At 67.5% G+C, this 19,631-nt stretch carries 16 protein-coding genes; 14 read left to right on the forward strand and 2 right to left on the reverse strand.

What is annotated here, in order from left to right:
- Window positions 1-22 precede the first annotated feature (22 nt).
- The 6 genes from AC5JDC_RS19925 (at window position 23) to AC5JDC_RS19950 (ending at window position 8,042) form a co-directional block, all read left to right on the forward strand.
- Window positions 23-1,216, forward strand: a complete 1,194-nt coding sequence (locus AC5JDC_RS19925) for a thiolase family protein (RefSeq protein ID WP_495843931.1) — start codon at window positions 23-25, stop codon at window positions 1,214-1,216.
- Window positions 1,213-2,454 (forward strand): SDR family NAD(P)-dependent oxidoreductase, encoded by a 1,242-nt coding sequence (locus AC5JDC_RS19930; protein ID WP_495843933.1) that lies wholly within the window; start codon window positions 1,213-1,215, stop codon window positions 2,452-2,454. The genes AC5JDC_RS19925 and AC5JDC_RS19930 overlap by 4 nt, the downstream gene beginning before the upstream one ends.
- Window positions 2,451-3,251, forward strand: a complete 801-nt coding sequence (locus tag AC5JDC_RS19935; protein ID WP_495843935.1) for a cyclase family protein — start codon at window positions 2,451-2,453, stop codon at window positions 3,249-3,251. The genes AC5JDC_RS19930 and AC5JDC_RS19935 overlap by 4 nt, the downstream gene beginning before the upstream one ends.
- 52 nt (window positions 3,252-3,303) lie before the next feature.
- Entirely contained in the window at window positions 3,304-4,812 is a 1,509-nt protein-coding gene (locus AC5JDC_RS19940) for an aldehyde dehydrogenase family protein (protein ID WP_495843937.1), read from the forward strand.
- Window positions 4,813-4,822: 10 nt separating this feature from the next.
- On the forward strand, window positions 4,823-6,457 hold the full coding sequence (locus tag AC5JDC_RS19945) for an ATP-dependent acyl-CoA ligase (RefSeq protein WP_495843939.1): 1,635 nt from the start codon (window positions 4,823-4,825) through the stop codon (window positions 6,455-6,457).
- Between the two features lie 73 nt (window positions 6,458-6,530).
- A complete protein-coding gene (locus tag AC5JDC_RS19950) occupies window positions 6,531-8,042 on the forward strand; it encodes an aldehyde dehydrogenase family protein (RefSeq protein WP_495843941.1) in 1,512 nt (503 codons plus the stop codon).
- A 4-nt stretch (window positions 8,043-8,046) separates the two neighbouring features.
- On the opposite strand, the gene AC5JDC_RS19955 is transcribed toward AC5JDC_RS19950, so the two are convergent.
- Window positions 8,047-8,976, reverse strand: coding sequence for a YobF C-terminal domain-containing protein (locus tag AC5JDC_RS19955; RefSeq protein ID WP_495843943.1), 930 nt, complete (start codon window positions 8,974-8,976; stop codon window positions 8,047-8,049).
- 123 nt (window positions 8,977-9,099) lie between these two features.
- Window positions 9,100-9,777: a GntR family transcriptional regulator gene (locus AC5JDC_RS19960; protein ID WP_106771049.1), complete on the reverse strand. Its 678-nt coding sequence runs from the start codon at window positions 9,775-9,777 to the stop codon at window positions 9,100-9,102.
- 187 nt (window positions 9,778-9,964) lie between these two features.
- Between AC5JDC_RS19960 and AC5JDC_RS19965 the strand changes: the two genes are divergently transcribed.
- The 8 genes from AC5JDC_RS19965 to AC5JDC_RS20000 all read left to right on the forward strand — a co-directional run bounded on the left by AC5JDC_RS19965 (window position 9,965) and on the right by AC5JDC_RS20000 (window position 19,532).
- Window positions 9,965-11,095: a sugar ABC transporter substrate-binding protein gene (locus tag AC5JDC_RS19965; RefSeq protein ID WP_495843945.1), complete on the forward strand. Its 1,131-nt coding sequence runs from the start codon at window positions 9,965-9,967 to the stop codon at window positions 11,093-11,095.
- A 290-nt stretch (window positions 11,096-11,385) separates the two neighbouring features.
- Window positions 11,386-12,927, forward strand: coding sequence for a sugar ABC transporter ATP-binding protein (locus tag AC5JDC_RS19970; protein WP_495843947.1), 1,542 nt, complete (start codon window positions 11,386-11,388; stop codon window positions 12,925-12,927).
- Window positions 12,924-14,999: an ABC transporter permease gene (locus AC5JDC_RS19975; protein ID WP_495843948.1), complete on the forward strand. Its 2,076-nt coding sequence runs from the start codon at window positions 12,924-12,926 to the stop codon at window positions 14,997-14,999. Before AC5JDC_RS19970 ends, AC5JDC_RS19975 begins: the two co-directional genes overlap by 4 nt.
- A gap of 13 nt (window positions 15,000-15,012) precedes the next feature.
- Window positions 15,013-15,819 (forward strand): SDR family oxidoreductase, encoded by an 807-nt coding sequence (locus AC5JDC_RS19980; protein ID WP_495843950.1) that lies wholly within the window; start codon window positions 15,013-15,015, stop codon window positions 15,817-15,819.
- Between the two features lie 9 nt (window positions 15,820-15,828).
- Complete coding sequence (locus tag AC5JDC_RS19985) at window positions 15,829-16,776, forward strand: 3-hydroxyacyl-CoA dehydrogenase (RefSeq protein ID WP_495843952.1); 948 nt, start codon at window positions 15,829-15,831, stop codon at window positions 16,774-16,776.
- The gene (gene kce / locus AC5JDC_RS19990) at window positions 16,773-17,735 is read left to right on the forward strand and encodes a 3,5-dioxohexanoate:acetyl-CoA acetone transferase (protein WP_495843954.1); all 963 of its coding nucleotides are present in this window, start codon (window positions 16,773-16,775) and stop codon (window positions 17,733-17,735) included. Before AC5JDC_RS19985 ends, kce begins: the two co-directional genes overlap by 4 nt.
- A 19-nt stretch (window positions 17,736-17,754) precedes the next feature.
- Window positions 17,755-18,627 (forward strand): SMP-30/gluconolactonase/LRE family protein, encoded by an 873-nt coding sequence (locus tag AC5JDC_RS19995; RefSeq protein ID WP_495843956.1) that lies wholly within the window; start codon window positions 17,755-17,757, stop codon window positions 18,625-18,627.
- Window positions 18,628-18,653: 26 nt separating this feature from the next.
- Complete coding sequence (locus tag AC5JDC_RS20000; RefSeq protein ID WP_495843957.1) at window positions 18,654-19,532, forward strand: SMP-30/gluconolactonase/LRE family protein; 879 nt, start codon at window positions 18,654-18,656, stop codon at window positions 19,530-19,532.
- Window positions 19,533-19,631 lie beyond the last annotated feature (99 nt).

The raw sequence follows: 19,631 nt of genomic DNA on the forward strand, positions 1-19,631 counted from the left end.
GCGGACATCCGGATATGAGCCGATGAACGGGACAGGCGCAGCAAAGAGCAAGCGGCAGTCCTACGACGGCGTCGTCGCGACTGTCCCCGTCACCGTGCCCTATCAGCGCTATTCGATCGAAAGCGGCCAGTGGTGGATCGGCCGGGCACTGCGCGCCCTCGCCGACGGCTCCGGGATCAGCCATCGCGATTTCGACGGGTTTTCCGTCGCGAGTTTTTCCATCGCGCCGGACAGCGCCGTCGGGCTGACCCAGCATTTCGGCTTGTCGCCGCGCTGGCTCGACACCATCCCGATGGGCGGCGTCTCCGGCGTCCTGTCGCTGCGGCGCGCGGCCCGCGCCGTGCAGGCGGGCGACGCCGACATCGTCGCCTGCGTGGCCGGCGACACCAACCACGTCGACACTTTTCGCAAGACGCTGTCGAATTTTTCCCGCTTCGCCCAGGATGCGGTCTATCCCTATGGCGCCGGCGGGCCCAATGCCAGCTTCGCGCTGATCGCCCGCAACTACATGCGGCAGTTCGGCGCCCGCCGCGAGGATTTCGGCAAGCTGTGCGTGGCCCAGCGCGACAACGCGCTGCGCAATCCCCACGCGCTGATGAAGAAGCCGCTCAGCCTCGACCAGTATCTCGCGGCCCGGCCGATCGCCGAGCCGATCCACCTGTTCGACTGCGTCATGCCTTGCGCCGGCGCCGAGGCTTTCCTCGTCATGCGCGAGGAGACGGCACGCGCGCTCGGCCTGCCGTCGGCAAAGATCCTCTCCACCATCGAGCGCCACCATGCCTTCGCCGATGATCCGATCCAGGTGCGCGGCGGCTGGGCGCGGGATGCGGGCGAGCTCTACGCCATGGCCGGCATCGCCCCCGCCGACATCGACGTGGTGCAGACTTATGACGACTATCCGGTCATCTCGATGATGCAGTTCGAGGATCTCGGCTTCTGCGAGAAGGGCGAAGGCCCGGATTTCGTCCGAAAACACGGCTTCACGATAAACGGCAGCTTTCCGCACAACACCTCGGGCGGCCAGCTGTCGGTCGGCCAGGCGGGGGCGGCGGGCGGCCATCTCGGCATCGTCGAATGCATGCGCCAGGTGATGAACATCGCCGGGCCGACGCAGGTTGCGGGCGCGCGGATCGGGCTCGCCTCCGGCTTCGGCATGATCAACTACGACCGCGGCCTCTCCTCCGGCGCCGTGATCTTCGCGGGCGCCGGCGCATGACGAAGCCGATCGCCAAGCCGAAGCGCAAGAACCCGCTGGAGCGCACGCGCCAGCCGCTGCTGCCGCCCGCTCCCCGCAGCCGAACCGCGCACGGCCTGACCCGCGCGGCGGCGGAAGGCCGCTTCGCCATCCAGCGCTGCGCCGAATGCCACGCCTTCACCTACCCGCCGCGCGACGCCTGCCCGCGCTGCCTGAGCGACCGGCTGCCATTCGTCGATGCGCCCACCGGCGGCGTGCTGGCGGCGCTGACCACCGTGCATGTGACAGCTGACAGCTATTTCCGCGAGCGCATGCCCTGGCGGACCGGGATCGTCACGCTGGACTGCGGCCCGCAGGCGATCGCGCACATCCATGGCGACTGCGCCGAGGGCGAGCGGGTGAAAATGTCGCTGCAACTCGACCGCGGCGGCCAGGCCGTGCTGTTCGCAAACCCCATTTCGAGGACGCCAGACATGCAAGACGATTTGCAATGGCGGGAGATAACCGCCGACCCCAACCAGCGGCGCATCCTGATCACCGACGGCCGCAGCCCGGTCGGCCAGGCGCTCGCCAAAACCCTGGCTGAGGCCGGCGCGCGCGAGATCTTCGTCGGCATCAGTGAGCAGTGGAAGCCATTTCCCGGCGAGCAGGCGCTGCGGCGGATCGGCGGCCTCAAACTTGTGCCGCTCGACCCGACCGACGAGCGGTCGGTCGTCGATCTTGCCGCCGACATCGGCGGCAAGGTCGATATCCTGATCAACACCGCCGACCACACGCGGCCGGGACATCTGTTCGATGCCGGCGCCACGCTGCGCATGGGCGAGGCGATGGAGGCGACGTTATTCGGCGCGATGCGGCTCGCCCGTGCCTTCGCGCCGGTGATGATTGCCCGCGGTGCCGACGGCCGGCATGGCGCCGCCGCCTGGGTGAACCTGCTGTCGGTCCATGCGCTCGCCAACCTGCCGGCGCTGGGCAGCCTGTCGGTGTCGCATGCCGCCTGCCTGTCGCTGTCGCATTGGCTGCGGGCGGAGCTGGCGCGCGGCGGCGTCAAGCTCATGAACGCCTTCTCCGGCCCGCTCGACACCGAATGGTTCCAGACCCTGCCGCCGCCCAAGGTGGCGCCCGCCGCGCTCGCCACAGCGGTGGTCGACGGCCTGCGGCGCGGGCTGGAGGAGGTCTATGTCGGCGACGTCGCCAACGACATCAGGGATCGCCTGGTAGCAAATCCCAAGGCGCTCGAACGGGAGATCGGCCAGTGACCACACCGGGTAATCTTCCTTCCACCGATCTGCTCGCCTCCCTCGCCGCCGCGATCGCCGGCGGCGGCGTCAGGCTGATCGACCTCACGCATACGCTCTCCCCGGATTTCCCCACCATCGTCATGCCGCCGGAACTAGGCCAGTCCGCACCGTTCCGCATGGAGTGCATCTCGCGCTACGACGGCGACGGCCCTGCCTGGTACTGGAACAACATCTCCTTCGGCGAGCACACCGGCACGCATTTCGACGCGCCGGTGCACTGGTTCACCGGCAAGGATTTGCCGCTCAACACGGTGGACACGCTGCCCACCGCCGACATGCTGGCGCCCGCCTGCGTCATCGACTGCGCGCGCCAAGCGGCCGAGGACGCCGATTTCCTGCTGACCCGCCAGGATGTGCTCGACTGGGAAGCGCGGCACGGCCGCATCCCGGTGCGGAGCTGGGTGCTTATGCGCACAGACTGGTCGAAGAAGAGCGGTCGCGACTACGCCAACCTCGCCGACGATGGCGCGCACACGCCCGGTCCGGACGCCGAGGCGATACGCTGGCTGGTCGAGGAGCGCGGCATCATCGGCTTCGGCACCGAGACGATCGGCACAGACGCCGGCCAGGCAGGGCATTTCGACCCGCCCTACCCCGCTCATCATTTTCTGCACGGCGCCGGCCGCTACGGGCTGCAATGCCTGACCAATCTCGACCTCTTGCCTCCGGTCGGCGCGCTCGTCTTCGCCGCGCCGCTGAAGATCCTGCACGGCTCGGGCAGCCCGCTAAGGGTCGTCGCGCTGGTCGGCGGCTGAGCGGCGAGGAAGGCAAGCGGATGGTGAAGACAACCGGGAAAGGTCGGCAGACATGAACGCCTACAGCAACGACTTCGCCCTGCTCGGAGAAGCCAGCCGGGCGTTCCTGGCGCAGGAGCACAGGCTGCGGATCGGCGGAAAGCCCGTCGCCTCCACCGGCGACGCGACCGTGGCGCTGATCGATCCGAGCTCGGGCAAAGAGGTCGGCCGCGTGCCGGAAGCCAGCGCGGCGGATGTCGACGCGGCCGTGCTCGCGGCGCGCGCGGCGCTGGAAAGCGGGCCGTGGCCGCGCATGCGCCCCTATGAGCGCGCCCACGCCATGGCGAAGCTCGCCGAGCTGATCGAGCAGAGCGGCCGCGAGCTGGCCGAGCTGGAGACGGTGAACAGCGGCCGGCTGATCGGCGCCACGAAACTGATCGATGTCGAGTTCTCCGCCCATGTGCTGCGCTACATGTCGGGTTGGGCGACCAAGATCGAGGGACGCACGGTCGACATTTCCGCGCCCTACATCCCGTCGGGCGAGTTCTTCTCCTTCACCACCCGCGAGCCCGTCGGCGTGGTCGCCGGCATCGTGCCGTGGAACGTGCCGCTCTGCCAGGCAGTGTGGAAGCTGGCGCCGGCGCTTGCCGCCGGCTGCACGGTGGTGCTGAAGCCGGCCGAACCGACACCGCTGACGGCGCTGCGGCTGGCGGATCTCGCGCTGGAGGCCGGCTTCCCGGCCGGCGTCGTCAATGTCGTCACCGGCTCCGGCGCCGGCACCGGGGCGCAGCTCGTCGGCCATCCCGGCATCGACAAGATATCCTTCACCGGCTCGACCGCCACCGGCAGGCTGATCGCCGCGAGAGCGGCGGTGGCGTTCAAGACATACAATCTCGAGCTCGGCGGAAAGTCGCCGGTCGTCGTCATGCACGACGCCGATCTCGACAAGGCGATCCCCGCCGCCGCCTGGGCGATCTTCGCCAATCACGGCCAGAACTGCTGCGCCGGCTCGCGGCTCTACGTGCACCGATCCATATTCGACAAGGTCATCGAAGGCGTCGCCGAGATCGCCCGGTCGATCCGGCTGGGGCCCGGGCTCGACCCCGAAACCCAGATGGGACCGCTGGTCAGCAAGGCGCAGCAGGAGCGGGTGCTGGGCTACATCGAGGCCGGCAGGCGCGACGGCGCCACGGTGCTGACCGGCGGCGAGGCGCTCGACCATCCAGGCAGCTATGTGCGCCCGACCGTGCTGGTCGACACGACGCAGGCCATGAGCGTGGTGCAGGAGGAAATCTTCGGCCCGGTGCTGGTGGCGTCGCGCTTCGCCGACGAGGCCGAGGCGCTGAGCCTCGCCAACGATTCCCGATACGGCCTCGGCGCCAGCGTCTGGACCCGCGACATCAGCCGCGTCCACCGCTTCATCAGGGGTTTCAAGGCCGGCAACGTCTGGGTCAACGTCCACAACGTGCTCGACGCCGCCCTGCCCTTCGGCGGCACCAAGAATTCCGGCGTCGGCCACGATCTCGGCGAGCAGTCGGTGCTCGACCACACCAGGATCAAGGCCGCGGTCATCAGCCTGTAGGAGCGCCGGGATGCCGGAAGCGCAGCGCATAGCCCCCGCACATACCGAGCCGGCCGCATCGCTCCCTGCCCGGTTTCCGGCGCACAGGCGCTGCCTGGCCGAGGTTCTGGAAGCGCAGGCGCGCACTTTCGGATCGCGGACGCTGTTCGCCTTCGAGGACTCGTCCTGGACCTATCTCGAGATGCGCGACAGGGCGGCGCGCGCCGGCGCACTCCTGGCGTCGGCCGGCATCGGCCATGGCGACCGGGTGGCGATCTTCTGCTCGAACCGCCCGGAATTTTTGGAGCTGCTCCTCGGCTGCGGCTGGATCGGCGCGGTGCTGGTGCCGATCAACACCGCGGCGCGCGGCCCGCAGCTGCGCCACGTCCTCGGCAATTGCGGCGCCAGGCTGCTGATCGTCGAAGCGGACCTCTCGGCCGCCTTCGGCGACTGCGCGGCCGAGTTGGCTACCATGCCGGCGATCTGGCTCATCGGCGGCGAGCCTGGGACAAAGATCGGAGGAAGCTCGGCCGAGCCGATGCCGCCCTACCCGCCCGCACCGGCACCAGCAACCGGCAAGCCGAGCGACACGCTGGCCATCCTCTACACATCGGGGACGACCGGCCCGGCAAAGGGCGTGTGCTGCCCGCAGGCGCAGTTCTTCTGGTGGGGCGTCAACACGGCGCGCGGCCTCGGCATCCGCGACGGCGACGTGCTGTTCACAACCCTGCCGCTCTTCCACACCAACGCGCTCAACTGCTTCTGGCAGGCGCTGCTGACCGGCTCCACCTATGTGCTGGAGCGGAAATTCTCGGCCTCGGCCTTCTGGGCATCCGCCGCAAAACACAAGGCGACCGTCGGCTACCTGCTCGGCGCGATGGCGGCGATCCTGCTCAGCCGGCCGGCCGAAACCGCCGACCGCTCGCATCGAATGCGGGTGGCGCTCGGCGGCGGCGTTCCCGGCCGCTTCCACCAACCCTTCTTCGACCGTTTCGGCGTGCCGCTGCTCGACGCCTACGGCTCGACCGAGACCAATTTCGTCTTCGCCGGCGACATCCCGTCGAAACATCCGGGCACCATGGGCTATCTGGTCGACGGTTTTCAGGCCCGCATCGTCGACGAGGACGACGTCGAGGTCGGCGACGGCCAGTCCGGCGAGCTGGTACTCAGGGCGGACGAGCCATTCGCCTTCGCCACCGGCTATTTCGGCATGCCGGAGAAGACGGTCGAAGCCTGGCGCAATCTGTGGTTCCACACCGGCGACCGCGTCGCGCGCGATGTCGACGGCACCTTCCGCTTCATCGACCGCATGAAGGACGCCATCCGCCGCCGCGGCGAGAATGTTTCGTCCTGGGAGGTCGAGCAGGTGCTGCTGTCGCACCCGGCGGTCGCCTCCTGCGCCGTCTATTCGGTGCCGTCCGAGTTCGGCGAGGACGAGGTCATGGCCTCGATCGTCCCGGCTCCCGGTGAGCGCATTGACCCGGTCGCGCTGCTCGACTTCTGCGCCGGGCGCCTCGCCTATTTCGCGGTGCCGCGCTACCTCGACTTCGTCGACGCTCTGCCGCTCACCGAAAACGGCAAGATCCGCAAGACCGTGCTGCGGCAGGCCGGCATCACCGCAAGCGCCTGGGACCGGGAGCGCGTCGGCTACAAGCTGCGGCGCTGACGGCGCCGGCGCATTTGGAACTACGTTCGCGGCCAGAGATTTGCGGTGCCACGTTAAGAGACCGGAGGAAGACATGAAAAATACGATCGAACGGGAAGGCGGAGCCCCGGTACGCATTCCCGAGGGAAGGCTGCTGATCGACGGGCAATGGCGCCCCGCATCGTCGGGCGAAACCATCCCGGTCTTCGACCCGGCGACGGAGGAGCGCATCGCGACGATCGCCGCCGCTTCGGCCGCCGATGTCGACCTCGCCGTCCAGGCGGCACAGCGCACCTTCGAAAGCCGTCCCTGGCAGAAGATGCGGCCGCTCGACCGCGGGCGCCTGCTAGAGAAGCTGGCGCTGCTGATCGAACGCGATGCCGAGGAGATCGCCCGGCTGGAGACGCTGGACAGCGGCAAGCCCTATTTCGTGACGCGGAATGTCGACTTGAAATTCTCGGTCGACGCGCTGCGCTACTATGGCGGCTGGAGTTCCAAGATGGCGGGCGAATATCTTGCGCTATCGCCCTTCTTCGACGACGGCGGCACCTACCGCGCCTATACCGAGCGCCGCCCGCTCGGCGTCGTCGCCGGCATCACGCCATGGAATTTCCCGATCGGCCAGGCGATCCAGAAGATCGCGCCGGCTATCGCCTTCGGCTGCACCATCGTGCTGAAACCGTCGGAGGAGGCGTCGCTCACCACGCTGCGGCTGGGCGAGCTTATCCTCGAGGCCGGCATCCCCGAGGGGGCCATCAACATCGTCACCGGCTATGGCGCGGCGACCGGCCAGGCGCTTGTCGAGCATCCGCTGGTGCGCAAGATCGCCTTCACCGGCTCGACCGCGACCGGCCAGCGCATCCTCGCCTCGGCGGCCGCCCAGATGAAGCGCGTAACCCTGGAGCTCGGCGGCAAGTCGCCGACGATCATCCTGGCCGACGCCGATCTCGACAAGGCGATCCCGGGCGCCGCCAACGCCATCTTCCCGAACTCCGGCCAGGTCTGCACCGCCGGCTCGCGCCTATTCGTCGAAGAAGCGATCTTCGACGAGGTCACGAGCGGCGTCGCGACGATCGCCGGCGAGCTCAAGCTCGGCAACGGCTTCAGCGCCGAAACGCAGCTCGGGCCGCTGATCTCGGCCCGCCAGATCGAGCGCGTCTCCGGCCTGGTCCAGAGCGGCATCGCCGAGGGCGCCGAGCCGCTGGCGGGCGCGGCCAGGGAAGAGCGGGCCGGCTATTTCTACCGGCCGACCGTGCTCAAGAACGGCCGACCCGACATGCGCATCGCCCGCGAGGAGGTGTTCGGGCCGGTGGTGCTCGCCATGCCGGTCAGGGATTTGCGGCAGATCAAGGCGCTCGCCAACGACACCGTCTATGGCCTCGGCGCCAGCATCTGGACCCGCGACGTCAACAAGGCGCATCTGCTGGCGAGCCAGATCGACGCCGGAACCGTGTGGATCAACACCCACAACATACTCGACACGGCCGTGCCGTTCGGTGGAAACAAGCTGTCCGGCCTCGGCCGCGAATTCGGCTCCGAGGCGATCAACGCCTACACGGAGACGCGGGCGGTGTGCATGCGCCTGGAGGCGGCGGAGCTGGAGTGACGGGTCAGGCCCGCCCCTCCAGCGCCGCCAGCAGTTCGCCATAGACGGGTGCGAGCGAGCGCAGGATCACGGCCGCGCCCGCATCGTCTCCGGCGACAAGCGGGTGCTGCAGCGAGCCGATGAGGCGTGCCTGCCGAGCCATGATGTCCGCCGGCATTGCGAGGCCGATCCGGGCGAGGCAGGTTGCGGCGTCGTCGGCGCGCCGGGTGCCGACCCGCACCGCGAAATGGATCAGATGGCCGCGCAGATCGTCATCGCAGCCCGCTTCGAGCCTGTCGGCCAGGTTCTCCGCCGCCTTGCCGTTGCCGCAGCTGCCTTCCGGCATTCGCGGAGCTTCGCGCATCGACAGCCAGCGGATCGCCGCCGGCAGGGCAGCGCGGATCACCTCCTCCTCCGCAACCTCCGCGATCTGCCGGAAATTCCTGCGCAGCGTGAAGGGTGAGCCGTAACCCACTGTTTCGGCGCGCCAGGCGGCCATGAACTCAGCCAGCGGCAGCGTCGCATAGGGATAGCCCTGCGGATCGTGCATGAGCACGCGCCCGTCCGCCACTTCGAGAACCACCACGTAGTGGTCGGCGCCGATCGGCCCGGTCATGTTCGGCTGGTGACTGAGATGACCCATCTCGACCGGACCGATCCATACAGGGCCGGCTGCAAGCGCGGTATGAAGGCGGGAGAGAGCGTCGTCCACATCGCGGCCGCGCTCGACGTCAGACGTCCAACCCAGGGCAGCGAGCGCATCGTCGAAGCCGGCTTCCGGCGTCCAGCCATAAGGGTCGAAGAACGGCAGGGTGCCGCCGACCAGCTGCATGCCGAACGGGCTGCCGGTGGCGAACTCGATGACCGCGGTGGACGGCGCCCGCCTGCCCAGCATCATCGCAAAGGCGTTGGCGTAGCAATAAGGGCCGGAGCCCACATAGGGAAAATGCATCATCGTCATTGTCTCCATCATCGTCGGGGAGACACGGCAAGAGCGGCAAATTCGTCAAAATTGTCAACGGCCTGTGCTGTGACACCGGACAGTGAAACCAAAGCAAGGCGAAGAAAGCTGCCGGGCTCAGAGCAGCCCTTCCAGCACATGGTAGGCGGCGTCGATGTCGGCGCGCACGGCCCGCCTGATCGCGTCGGCATCCCGGCCCCTCAGCGCCTCCAGCATCTCCTTGTGATGCGTGTTGGCGGTGGAATAATTGCCGGAGCCGTGCAGCATGTTGAAGAACGGGCTGATCTGCAGCCAGAGGTTTTCGATGATCTTGAGCAGATTGTCGGAGCCTGCGGCGCGGTAGATGGCGAAATGAAAGGCGTAGTTGGCGCGCAGATAGGCCTTGACGTTGCCTTCGGCGTTGGCGGCGTCCAGCTTCTCGAACTGTTTCGCGCAAACCTCGATGTCGGCTTCGGTGCGGCGCTCCGCCGCCCAGGCGGCGGCGATCGCCTCGATCTCGAAGCGGACGTTGCGAAGGTCGGTCAGGCGCTCGCGGCTGAGCTTCGGTATGCCGATCGAACGGCCGGAGACCACGGTCAGCGCATTGGCCGCCATCAGCCGGCGCAACGCCTCTCTCACCGGCATCGGGCTGACGCCGAAGGCGCTGGCAAGGCTCTGGACCGTCACCATCTCGCCGGGCACCAGGCTGCCGTCGAGGATGAGCTCGGTGATGTTTTCGAACACACGGTCCTGGAGCGTGTCGCGCGTCAGCGGGACGACGTCGAAACCAGGCCTCTTGAAGTCAGCGCTTGCCATGAATCATTGCCGCCGCCTCCCTCTCCCGCATTGCAAGCCCGGGCCGGCACGTCAAGCCGGAGAAAGTTGCGACCACCTGCTTTCTATCATTGATCTTTGATCAAATGATGCTAGCTTTCCCATCGTTGGATGGCAAGCGGGCCGCGACCCGCTGCGGATTCGTCCGGAACAAGGGTGGAGGATTTTTATGGGTATCGGATCAAGGGTCCGGCAGCTCGGGCTGCTGGCCGGAATGGCCGCGAGCGCGCTTTGCCTCGCCTCGGCGGCCGAGGCGCAGGAAAAGCACAAGATTTTCCTGAGCATGAGCTTCATCGGCAATGACTGGCAGGCAGAGGCCGCCAACATGGTGAAGGCCATGGCGGCGCATCCAAGCCTGGCCGACAAGGTCGACCTTCAGGTCCAGGTCGCCGGGCCGAACGCCCAGCGCCAGATCCAGCAGATCAACGCCATGGTGCAGGCCGGCGCCGAGGCGATCGTCATCTTCCCGATCTCGCCGACCGCGCTCAACCAGGTCGTGAAGAACGCCTGCGACAAGGGCGTGAAGGTTTTCGCCTACGACGCCGAGATCACGGAACCGTGCGCCTATAACGTCCATATCGATCAGGAGGAGGCGGGCCGGGTGACTGCCGAGTGGCTGGTGCAAAAACTCGGCGGCAAGGGCGAGATCGTCGCCATCACCGGCGTGCCCGGCACCTCCGTCGACGACCTGCGCACCAAGGCGGCGAAGGAGGTGTTCGCAAAACACCCCGACATCAAGATCGTCGCCGAAGCGATCGGCATGTGGAGCCAGGCCGTGGCGCGCACCGAACTGTCGAAGATTCTCGGCACCCGCTCCTGGGACGACATCGACGGGCTGTGGATGCAGGTCGGCTGCTTCACCGCCAATTCGATGCAGCTCGAGGCCGGCAAGAAGACCAGCGAACTGCTGCCCTGCGCCGGCGAAGGCTCCAACGGCGGCCGCATCCAGATGCTGCCGGAAAGCACCGAAGTCGAGGGTGCCGCATCGCCCTACGCGCCGCTCGGCGCGCCGCGCATCTCCTACGCCTCGCCGCCCTATTCCGGCGCGCTGGCGCTGAAACTCGCCGTCGCCGCGCTGGAAGGCAAGGAGGTGCCGAAGAAGACCATCCTGCCGCTGCCGCTCGTCACCAACGAGACGATCAAGCTCTGCGAGGAAGGCACGTGGGAAGAGATGAAGGCCGGCTGCAACGCCTTCAAGCCGGCGCTGGTCAGCAATCCCGGCTGGTTTGCCTCGATCTTCTCCGACCAGACGCCGGAGATCGGCCTCAACGCCGCGCTGGTCGGCCAGCCCGAAGACTGAGCCTCCAGGCTGATCGTGGCGAGGTGCGGATTTTTTGGATCGCGCCTCGCCAGATACGAGTGATACTTGGTCCGCCCGGAAACCCGAAAACGGTCTGGGACGTGCGCGGCCGAACCGGCGCAAATGCCGGGGACAGTTTACTTTTTTCGGCCCGCGCGACTTCTGGGCCACTGCGGCCTTTCTGCCGAAAGAAAGTAAACTGTCCCCTGCGGTGCGCCTTCGAACGTCGACCTCGCGTCGGCGGTTTTCGGGTTCCAACTGGACCGGGTAGAATTGCGGCAGCCGATGCAATGACGAGTGACAAAACAATTCCGGCGGTCGAGGTCGACGGCATCCGCAAGGCGTTCGGCCCGACGGTCGCGCTCGACGGCGTCTCCTTCTCGATCGTCCAGGGTAGCGTACATGCCCTGCTCGGCGAGAACGGGGCGGGCAAGTCGACCCTGGTCAAGCTGCTGTCCGGGCTGGTGCGGCCGAGCGAGGGGCATGTGCGCATCCTGGGACAGGACGCCGCGCTCGCCTCGCCGCGATCCGCCCATGCCCACGGCATCCAGACCGCTTTCCAGGAAATGACCCTGGTGCGCGACCTTTCGGTGCTGGACAACATGCTGCTGCCCTATGCGCCGATGGGCATCACCGGTCTCGTCCGCCGCGCCGCGGCGCGCAAGTCGGTGCAGCGCCACATCGAGGATCTCGGCTTCTCCGTCGACCTCGACGCCGAAGTCGGCACGCTCGAATTGTCGGTCCGCCAAAAAATCGAGATTGCCCGCGCCGTCTACCGCAAGCCGAAAATCCTGCTGCTCGACGAGCCCACCTCGACGCTCGCCGGCCGCGACGTGGATTGGCTTGGCGACATCATCGCCCGGCTGAAGGCGGCGGGCACGACAATCGTCTTCATCACCCACCGCATGCGCGAGGTGCGCGCCTTCTGCGACACGCTCACCATTTTGCGCAACGGCCGCCACATCGTGACGGCGCCGGCGAAGGCGATTTCCGACGCCGACGTGATCGAAAAGATCATCGGCCGTTCGATCGAGCAGACCTTTCCGCCAAAACCCGATAGCGCGCTGGCTTTCGGCGCGCCGGTACTGGGCGTGCGCGACCTCAAGGTCGGCAGAAAACTCGATGGCGCCTCCTTCGACCTGCGCAAGGGCGAGATTCTCGGTGTCGCCGGCCTGCAAGGCATGGGCCAGCAGGACCTGTTCCTGGCCTGCTTCGGCATGGCCGAGATCGAGCGCGGCGCCGTCCTGGTCGACGGCCGGAAAGTCTCGCTCGCCTCGCCCGCCGATGCGCTGCGCCCCAATATGGCGATCGGGCTGGTCCCCGAGGACCGCAAGTCGGAGGGGCTGTTCCTGAAACTGTCAGGGCGCCAGAATGCCACCTTGCCGGTGGTGTCGCGCTTCACCCGATTCGGGTTGATCGATGGCCCGGCCGAGACGCAGGCCGTCGATGCGGCCTTCTCGACGGTCGAGGTCGACCGCCGCGCGCTGTGGACGCGCGCCGGCGCCTTTTCCGGCGGCAACCAGCAGAAGATCGCCATCGCCAAATGGCTGGTGGCGCAGAGCCGCATCCTTCTTCTCTTCGATCCGACGCGCGGCATCGACGTCGGCACCAAGCACGAGCTCTATGTGATGATGCGCGACTATGTGGCGGCGGGCGGCTCGATCCTGCTGCATTCGACGGAAATCCCCGAGCTGGTGCATCTCTCCGACCGGGTGCTGGTGCTTTACGACGGGCGCATCGCCGCCGAACTGGAGGGCGAAGCCATCACCGAACCGGCGATCATGCGGCCGGCGCTGGGGCAGGACCACGTGCGCGAAGCGGTGGCGGCATGACCGACACCGCCCTGCCCTCGACCGCCTCCCGCAGCACCGGACTGCGCCGCGCGGTGGCAAAAAACCGCGGCGCGCTGATAGCCGCGGCCGTCTTCGCGCTCCTGCTGTTCCTCGTCGACTGGATCAGCGCCGGACCGCTAACCTATTTCGACATCTCCTTCCTGTCGTCGGGCGGCGCCACCTCGGCGATCGCTGCGATCGGCCAGACCATCGTCATCCTGTCGGGCGGCTTCGACCTGTCGGCCGGCGCCGTCATCTCGCTGGTCAACGTCGTGCTCGCCTCCGGTATGGACCCGATGGCGCCCGCCAGCGTCGCCCTGTGGACGCTCGCCGGCATCGGCATCGGCGCGTGCGTCGGCGCCTTCAACGGCTTCTTCATCGCCGTGCTCAGGATGCAGCCGATCGTCGTGACGCTCTCCACAATGTTCATCCTGCAAGGCGTCACCCTGCTGGTCATGGACAAGCCCGGCGGCGGCGTTTCGCCCGACCTCGGCGCCTTCTATCTGGGCGACGCGATTTCCGGCTGGCTGCCGATGCCGCTGGTCGTCATCGGCGTCGTGCTGCTTTTGTGGCTCTGGCTAAAGGGCACGCGCTTCGGCACAGCGCTCTACGCGGTCGGCAGCGACGCGGATTCGGCGGCCGCCGTCGGCGTCAACGTCGTGCTCACCAAATTCCTCGTCTACGTCATCGCCGGCGGCTGCTACGGACTGGCCGGCGTCTTCATCAGCGCCCAGACCGGCAGCGGCGACCCGCTGGTCGGCAACCCGCTGCTGCTCGCCATGTTCGCGGCGGTGGTGGTCGGCGGCACCCGGCTCGGCGGCGGCCAGGGCGGGCCGGTCGGCACGGTCTTCGGCGCCTACATCCTGATGATGGTCGTCAACATCCTCTTGGTGCTCAACGTCTCGGCCTACTATTCGACCATCGCCGAAGGCACCATCCTCATCCTCGCCGTGCTGGCCGGCTCGATCTCGCACGGCTCGGTGCTCGCCCAGCAACTTCGCGCGGCGAAAGCCCGCTTCGACGCCTGGCGCGCCGGCATGCTGCCGTCGCAGCTCGACCGGGTCGACCGGCGGCTGCGCATCGCCGCGCCGGTCCGCGAGGCGAAGGAATCGGCGACGCGGCCGCCCTTCCACATTCGCCATGCCGAGACGCTGCGCTACGCCCTGCCGGCCTACATCTGCCTGCTGGTGGTCGTCGTCGTCACCCAGTTCTGGCTCGGCCGCGCCATCTTCAATCCGGGCTACTGGAACTCGCTGCTGGTGCTGTCCTCCTTCCTCGCCATCCTGGCGCTCGGCCAGGGCACGGTGATCCTCACCGGCGGGCTCGACCTCTCCGTGCCATGGACCATCGGCATTTCCGGCATCGTGCTGGCCGGCATGGTCAACGGCTCGGACGCCGCCCTCGTCTATGCGCTGCCCACCGTGCTGCTCATGGCCGTAGCGATCGGCTTCGCCAACGGCGTCGGCATCGCCTATCTCGGCATCTCGCCGATCGTCATGACGCTCGCCAGCAACGGCATCCTGCAAGGTTTTGCCTTGCTTTACTCGCAGGGCACGCCGGCCGGCTTCTCCTCGCCGATGCTGCGCTGGTTCATGACCGGCCGGATTCTCGGCATCACCCCTGTGGTGTTCTTCCTCATCGCCTTCGCCGCCGCCGCCGTTCTGCTTCTGGGACGCACCGCCTTCGGCCGCCGCGTCTACGGCATCGGCAACGGCGTCCGCGCCGCGCAGCTTTCCGGCATCGCGGTGGAGAAGACGCTGATCCTCGTCTACGTCCTGTCGGCCGTCTGCGCCGCGCTGGTCGGCATCATGCTGACCGGCTTCTCCGGCCAGGCCAGCCTCGGCATGGGCGACGACTACCTGCTGCCCTCCATCGCCGTCGTCGTCGTCGGCGGCGCGCTGATCACCGGCGGGCGCGGCCATTACCTCGGCATGCTCGGCGGCGTGCTCCTGCTCACCGCGCTGCAGATGCTGCTTGCCGGCACCACCCTGCCCTATGCGACGCGGGCAATTCTCTACGGTCTGGTCGTTCTCGGCGCCGTCATGGCGCTGCGCGAACGGCGCCTGCATTGAAGGAAGGAACATCATGAGCTCACATGCGCCGGACTCGGCCGAGGAATTTCTGGGCGGCCTGAAGGGCCAGCGGGTGGTCGTCACCGCCGGCGCCGGCGGCATCGGCCTGGCGATCGCCGACACGCTGGCAAAGCTCGGCGCCCGCCTCATCGTCTGCGACGTGTCGGACGAGGCGCTGGCCTCGGTCGGCGGCAAGGTCAAGGTCGAGGCGGCGCTGAAGGCCGACGTTTCCAGCGAGGCTGACGTCGACCGCCTGTTCGAGACGGTGAAGGCGACATTCGGCGAACTCGATGCCCTCATCAACAATGCCGGCATCGCCGGCCCGACCGGCGGCGTCGACGAGATCTCGCCGGACGACTGGCGCCGCTGCCTCGACGTCGGCCTCACCGGCCAGTTCCTGTGCGCGCGCCGCGCCGTGCCGTTGATCAAGGCGGCGGGCGGCGGCTCGATCGTCTCCATGTCGTCGGCCGCCGGCCGGCACGGCTACGCTTTCCGCACCCCCTACTCCGCCGCGAAGTTCGGCGTCATCGGCTTTACCCAGAGCCTCGCCAAGGAACTCGGCCCGCATGGCATCCGCGTCAACGCCATCCTGCCCGGCATCATCGAAGGGCCGCGCATCGAGAACGTCATCTCCGCGCGCGCCAACCAGCTCGGCATCAGCCACGAGGAGATGACCGGCCGCTATCTGCAGAACATCTCGCTGCGCCGCATGACCAGCCCCTATGATGTCGCCGCCATGGTCGCCTTCCTGCTGTCGGATGCCGGCCACAACATTTCCGGCCAGTCGCTCGGCGTCGACGGCAATGTCGAGACCTTGTGAGGACCGGACATGACCAAGGTAGCCATCGTCGGAAGCGGCTTCATCGGACGGGCCTGGGCGATCAGTTTTTCCCGCGCCGGCCATGAGGTGCGGCTGTGGGACCACCTGCCCGAGGCCACTGAAGGCGCCCGCGGCTATATCGCCGGCGTGCTCGGCGATCTCGCCGCCAACGACCTGCTGCGAGGACAGACACCGGACGAGGTACTGGCTCGCATCGCCGTCGTCGCCGATCTCGGCGAAGCGCTGGACGGCGCGACGCACATCCAGGAGAACACGCCAGAGAAGCGCGACATCAAGCGCGACATCTTTGAGCGCATCGACGCGGGCGCCGGGCCGGACGCGGTGATCGCCAGCTCCACCTCGGCGCTGCTGCCCTCGACCTTCACCGATCATCTCGACGGCCGGCACCGCTGCCTGGTGGTGCATCCGATCAACCCGCCCTACCTCGTGCCCGCCGCCGAAGTGGTGCCGGCGCCGTGGACTTCGCCAGAGACGCTGGAAAAGACCCGCGCCTTCCTGATCTCGGCAGGCCACGCGCCGCTGGTTATGACGCGCGAGCTCGACGGCTTCATCATGAACCGCATGCAGGGCGCGCTGCTCGAGGAGGCGTTCCGGCTGGTCGCCGACGGTTATGCCAGCGTCGAGGACGTCGACATCGGCATCCGCGACGGACTGGCGCTGCGCTGGTCGTTCATGGGGCCGTTCGAAACCATCGACCTCAATGCGCCCGGCGGCGTGCGCGACTACGTCGAACGCTACCAGTCGATCTATTCCAACATCTTTCCGCAGATGATGCGCCGCGTCGACTGGGCCGGCGAGGTGATGAAGACGGTCGAGGCCGACCGACGCGGCAAGCTGCCCCGGGAAAAGTTGGTCGAGCGGCAGGTCTGGCGCGACCGCCGGCTGATGGCGCTCGCCGCCCACAAGAGAAAATCCGACGAGGAGTTTGGAGAATGAACGAGACCACCCGCAAGTCGAGCGGCTCGACGGCAAAAGGCAAGGTCATCATCACCTGCGCGGTGACGGGAGCGATCCACACGCCGACCATGTCGCCCTACCTGCCGATCACGCCGGACCAGATCGCCTCCGAGGCGATCGCCGCGGCGGAAGCGGGCGCGGCAATCCTGCACCTGCACGCCCGCGATCCCGAGACCGGCAAGCCCGACCAGACGCCCGAGGCTTTTGCGCGCTTCCTGCCGCGCATCAAGCAGGGCACGAATGCCGCGATCAACATCACCAGCGGCGGCAGCCCCTACATGAAGGTCGAGGAGCGGGTGAAGCCGGCCGCAAAATTCAAGCCGGAGGTGGCTTCGCTCAACATGGGCTCGATCAATTTCGGCCTCTACCACCTCGCCGACAAATACGAGACCTTCAAATTCGACTGGGAGCGGCCGCATCTGGAGGCGACCAGGGATCTGGTCTTCCGCAACTCGTTCAAGGACATCGAATACATCCTGGCGACCTGCTACGACAACGGCACGCGCTTCGAGTTCGAGTGCTACGATATCGCCCATCTCTACAACCTCGCCCATTTCGCCGAGCGCGGTCTGGTGAAGCCGCCCTTCTTCGTGCAGTCGGTGTTCGGTCTGCTCGGCGGCATCGGCGCCCATCCGGAGGATGTGGCGCACATGAAACGCACCGCCGACCGGCTGTTCGGCGATGCCTTCCGCTGGTCGGTGCTCGGCGCCGGCGCCAGCCAGTTGCGCATCGCCGCACAGGCGGCAGCGCTCGGCGGCAACATCCGCGTCGGCCTGGAGGACTCGCTGTGGGCCGGCAAGGGCAAGCTCGCCAAGTCCAACGCCGAGCAGGTGCAGCTCGCCCGCAAGATCATCGAGGGTCTCGGCCTGGAGGTGGCGACGCCCGACGAGGCGCGCGCCATCCTCGAGCTGAAGGGCGGCGACAAGGTCGCGTTCTGACCGGCGCCGGGAGGACACCATGCTGCGCATCGAGGTCTTGAGCGACCGACCGGATCAGCTCGGCGAAGGGCCGATCTGGGACGTCCGCGAGCAGCGGCTCTACTGGATCGATTCCTACGGGCCGGCGATCCATAGCTGCGACGCCTCGGGCGGAGACCGCCGGAGCTGGAGCGTGCCGGAGCCGATCGGCTCCATGGCGCTACGCAAGAAGGGCGGCGCCATCCTGTCGCTGCGCGACGGTTTTTACGCCTTCGACTTCGGCACCGGCGCGGCGGAGCGGATCGCAGAAACCCAGCCGGGCGAATTGCGGCCGCGCATGAACGACGGCAAGGTCGATCGCCAGGGCCGCTTCGTCGCCGGTTCCATGGACTTCGAGGAGAGCGAGCCGGTCGGAAAACTGTTCCGGCTCGATCCGGACTTGTCCGTTCACACGCTCGACACCGGCATCGTCTGCTCCAACGGCCCGTGCTGGAGCCCGGACGGCAAAACCTTCTATTTCGCCGACACCGGCAAAAAGCTCATCTGGGCCTATGACTACGACACCGCGACCGGCGACGTCCGCTCGCGTCGCGTCTTCACCAGCTTCGACAAACAGCGCGGCCTGCCCGATGGCGCCACCGTCGACGCTGAAGGTTTTTTGTGGAGCTGCGAGGTCTATTCCGGCCGGCTGATCCGCTTCGACCCCAACGGCGTCGTCGACCGCATCGTCGGCCTGCCGGTGAATTCCACCACCAGCCTCACCTTCGGCGGGCCGAACCTCGACATCGCCTATGTCACGTCGATGGCGCGGCCCTTCCAGTACGAATACCACCGCGAGCGCGAGGCGGGTTTCGTCTTCGCCATCCACGGCCTCGGCGTACGCGGCATCGAGGAGCCGCGCTTCCGCGGCTGAGCGTTTCCATTCGGGAGGATTATTTGATGAAGATCGAAGTCGTCGTCGACGTGAAGACCACGCTGGGCGAAGGCCCGCTATGGGACGTGGAGCAGCAGCGGCTCTACTGGATCGACGCCGCAGGCATGAGGGTGTTCCGTGCCACCTATGACGGCCGCGAGATCCGCGCTTGGGACGTGCCGTCGCGCGTCGGCTCCATCGCCATCCGCAAGGACGGCAGGGGCGCCATCTGCTCGCTGGCGAAGGGCTTCCACGCACTCGATTTCGGGACCGGCGAATGCCCGCTCGTCGCCGAGATCGAAACCGACCGTCCGACCAACTGGATCAACGACGGCAAGGTGGACCGCCGGGGACGCTTCTTCGCCGGAACCATGGACAGCCAGGAAACCGGCCCCTATGGCGCGCTCTACCGGCTTGATCCGGATTTCACCGTCACTCAGGTGGAGACTGGCATCATCGTCTCCAACGGCCCGTGCTGGAGCCCCGATGGCGACATCTTCTACTTCGCCGATTCCTGGTCGGGCGAGATATGGGCCTATAACTACGACCAGGAGACCGGCAGCGTCTCCAACCGGCGCACCTTCACGAAGATCGACACGTCGCGCGGCGGCGCCGCCGACGGCTCGACGGTCGACGCCGAGGGCTTTCTGTGGAACGCGCAGGTCTATGACGGCAAGCTGGTCCGCTACGCGCCGGACGGCAGCGTCGACCGTGTCATCGACATGCCGGTGAAGAAGGTGACCAGCGTCATGTTCGGCGGGCCGAACCTCGACATCCTCTACGTCACCTCGATGGCAAAACCGCCGCTGCCGCGCTTCCCCGGCGACGGCGTCCTGCGCGGCAGCCTGTTCGCGATCCACGGCCTCGGCATCAAGGGCGTGCCGGAGCCGCGCTTCGCCGGGTGATATCGGTTGACGCCGGCGAGTTGGTCGCCGGCAGGCATGTCAGATTGCGCCCAGCGCCCTCGTGGCTCGACAAGCTCACCATGAGGGCTACTTATAGGC

This window comes from Kumtagia sp. (genome assembly GCF_059502445.1).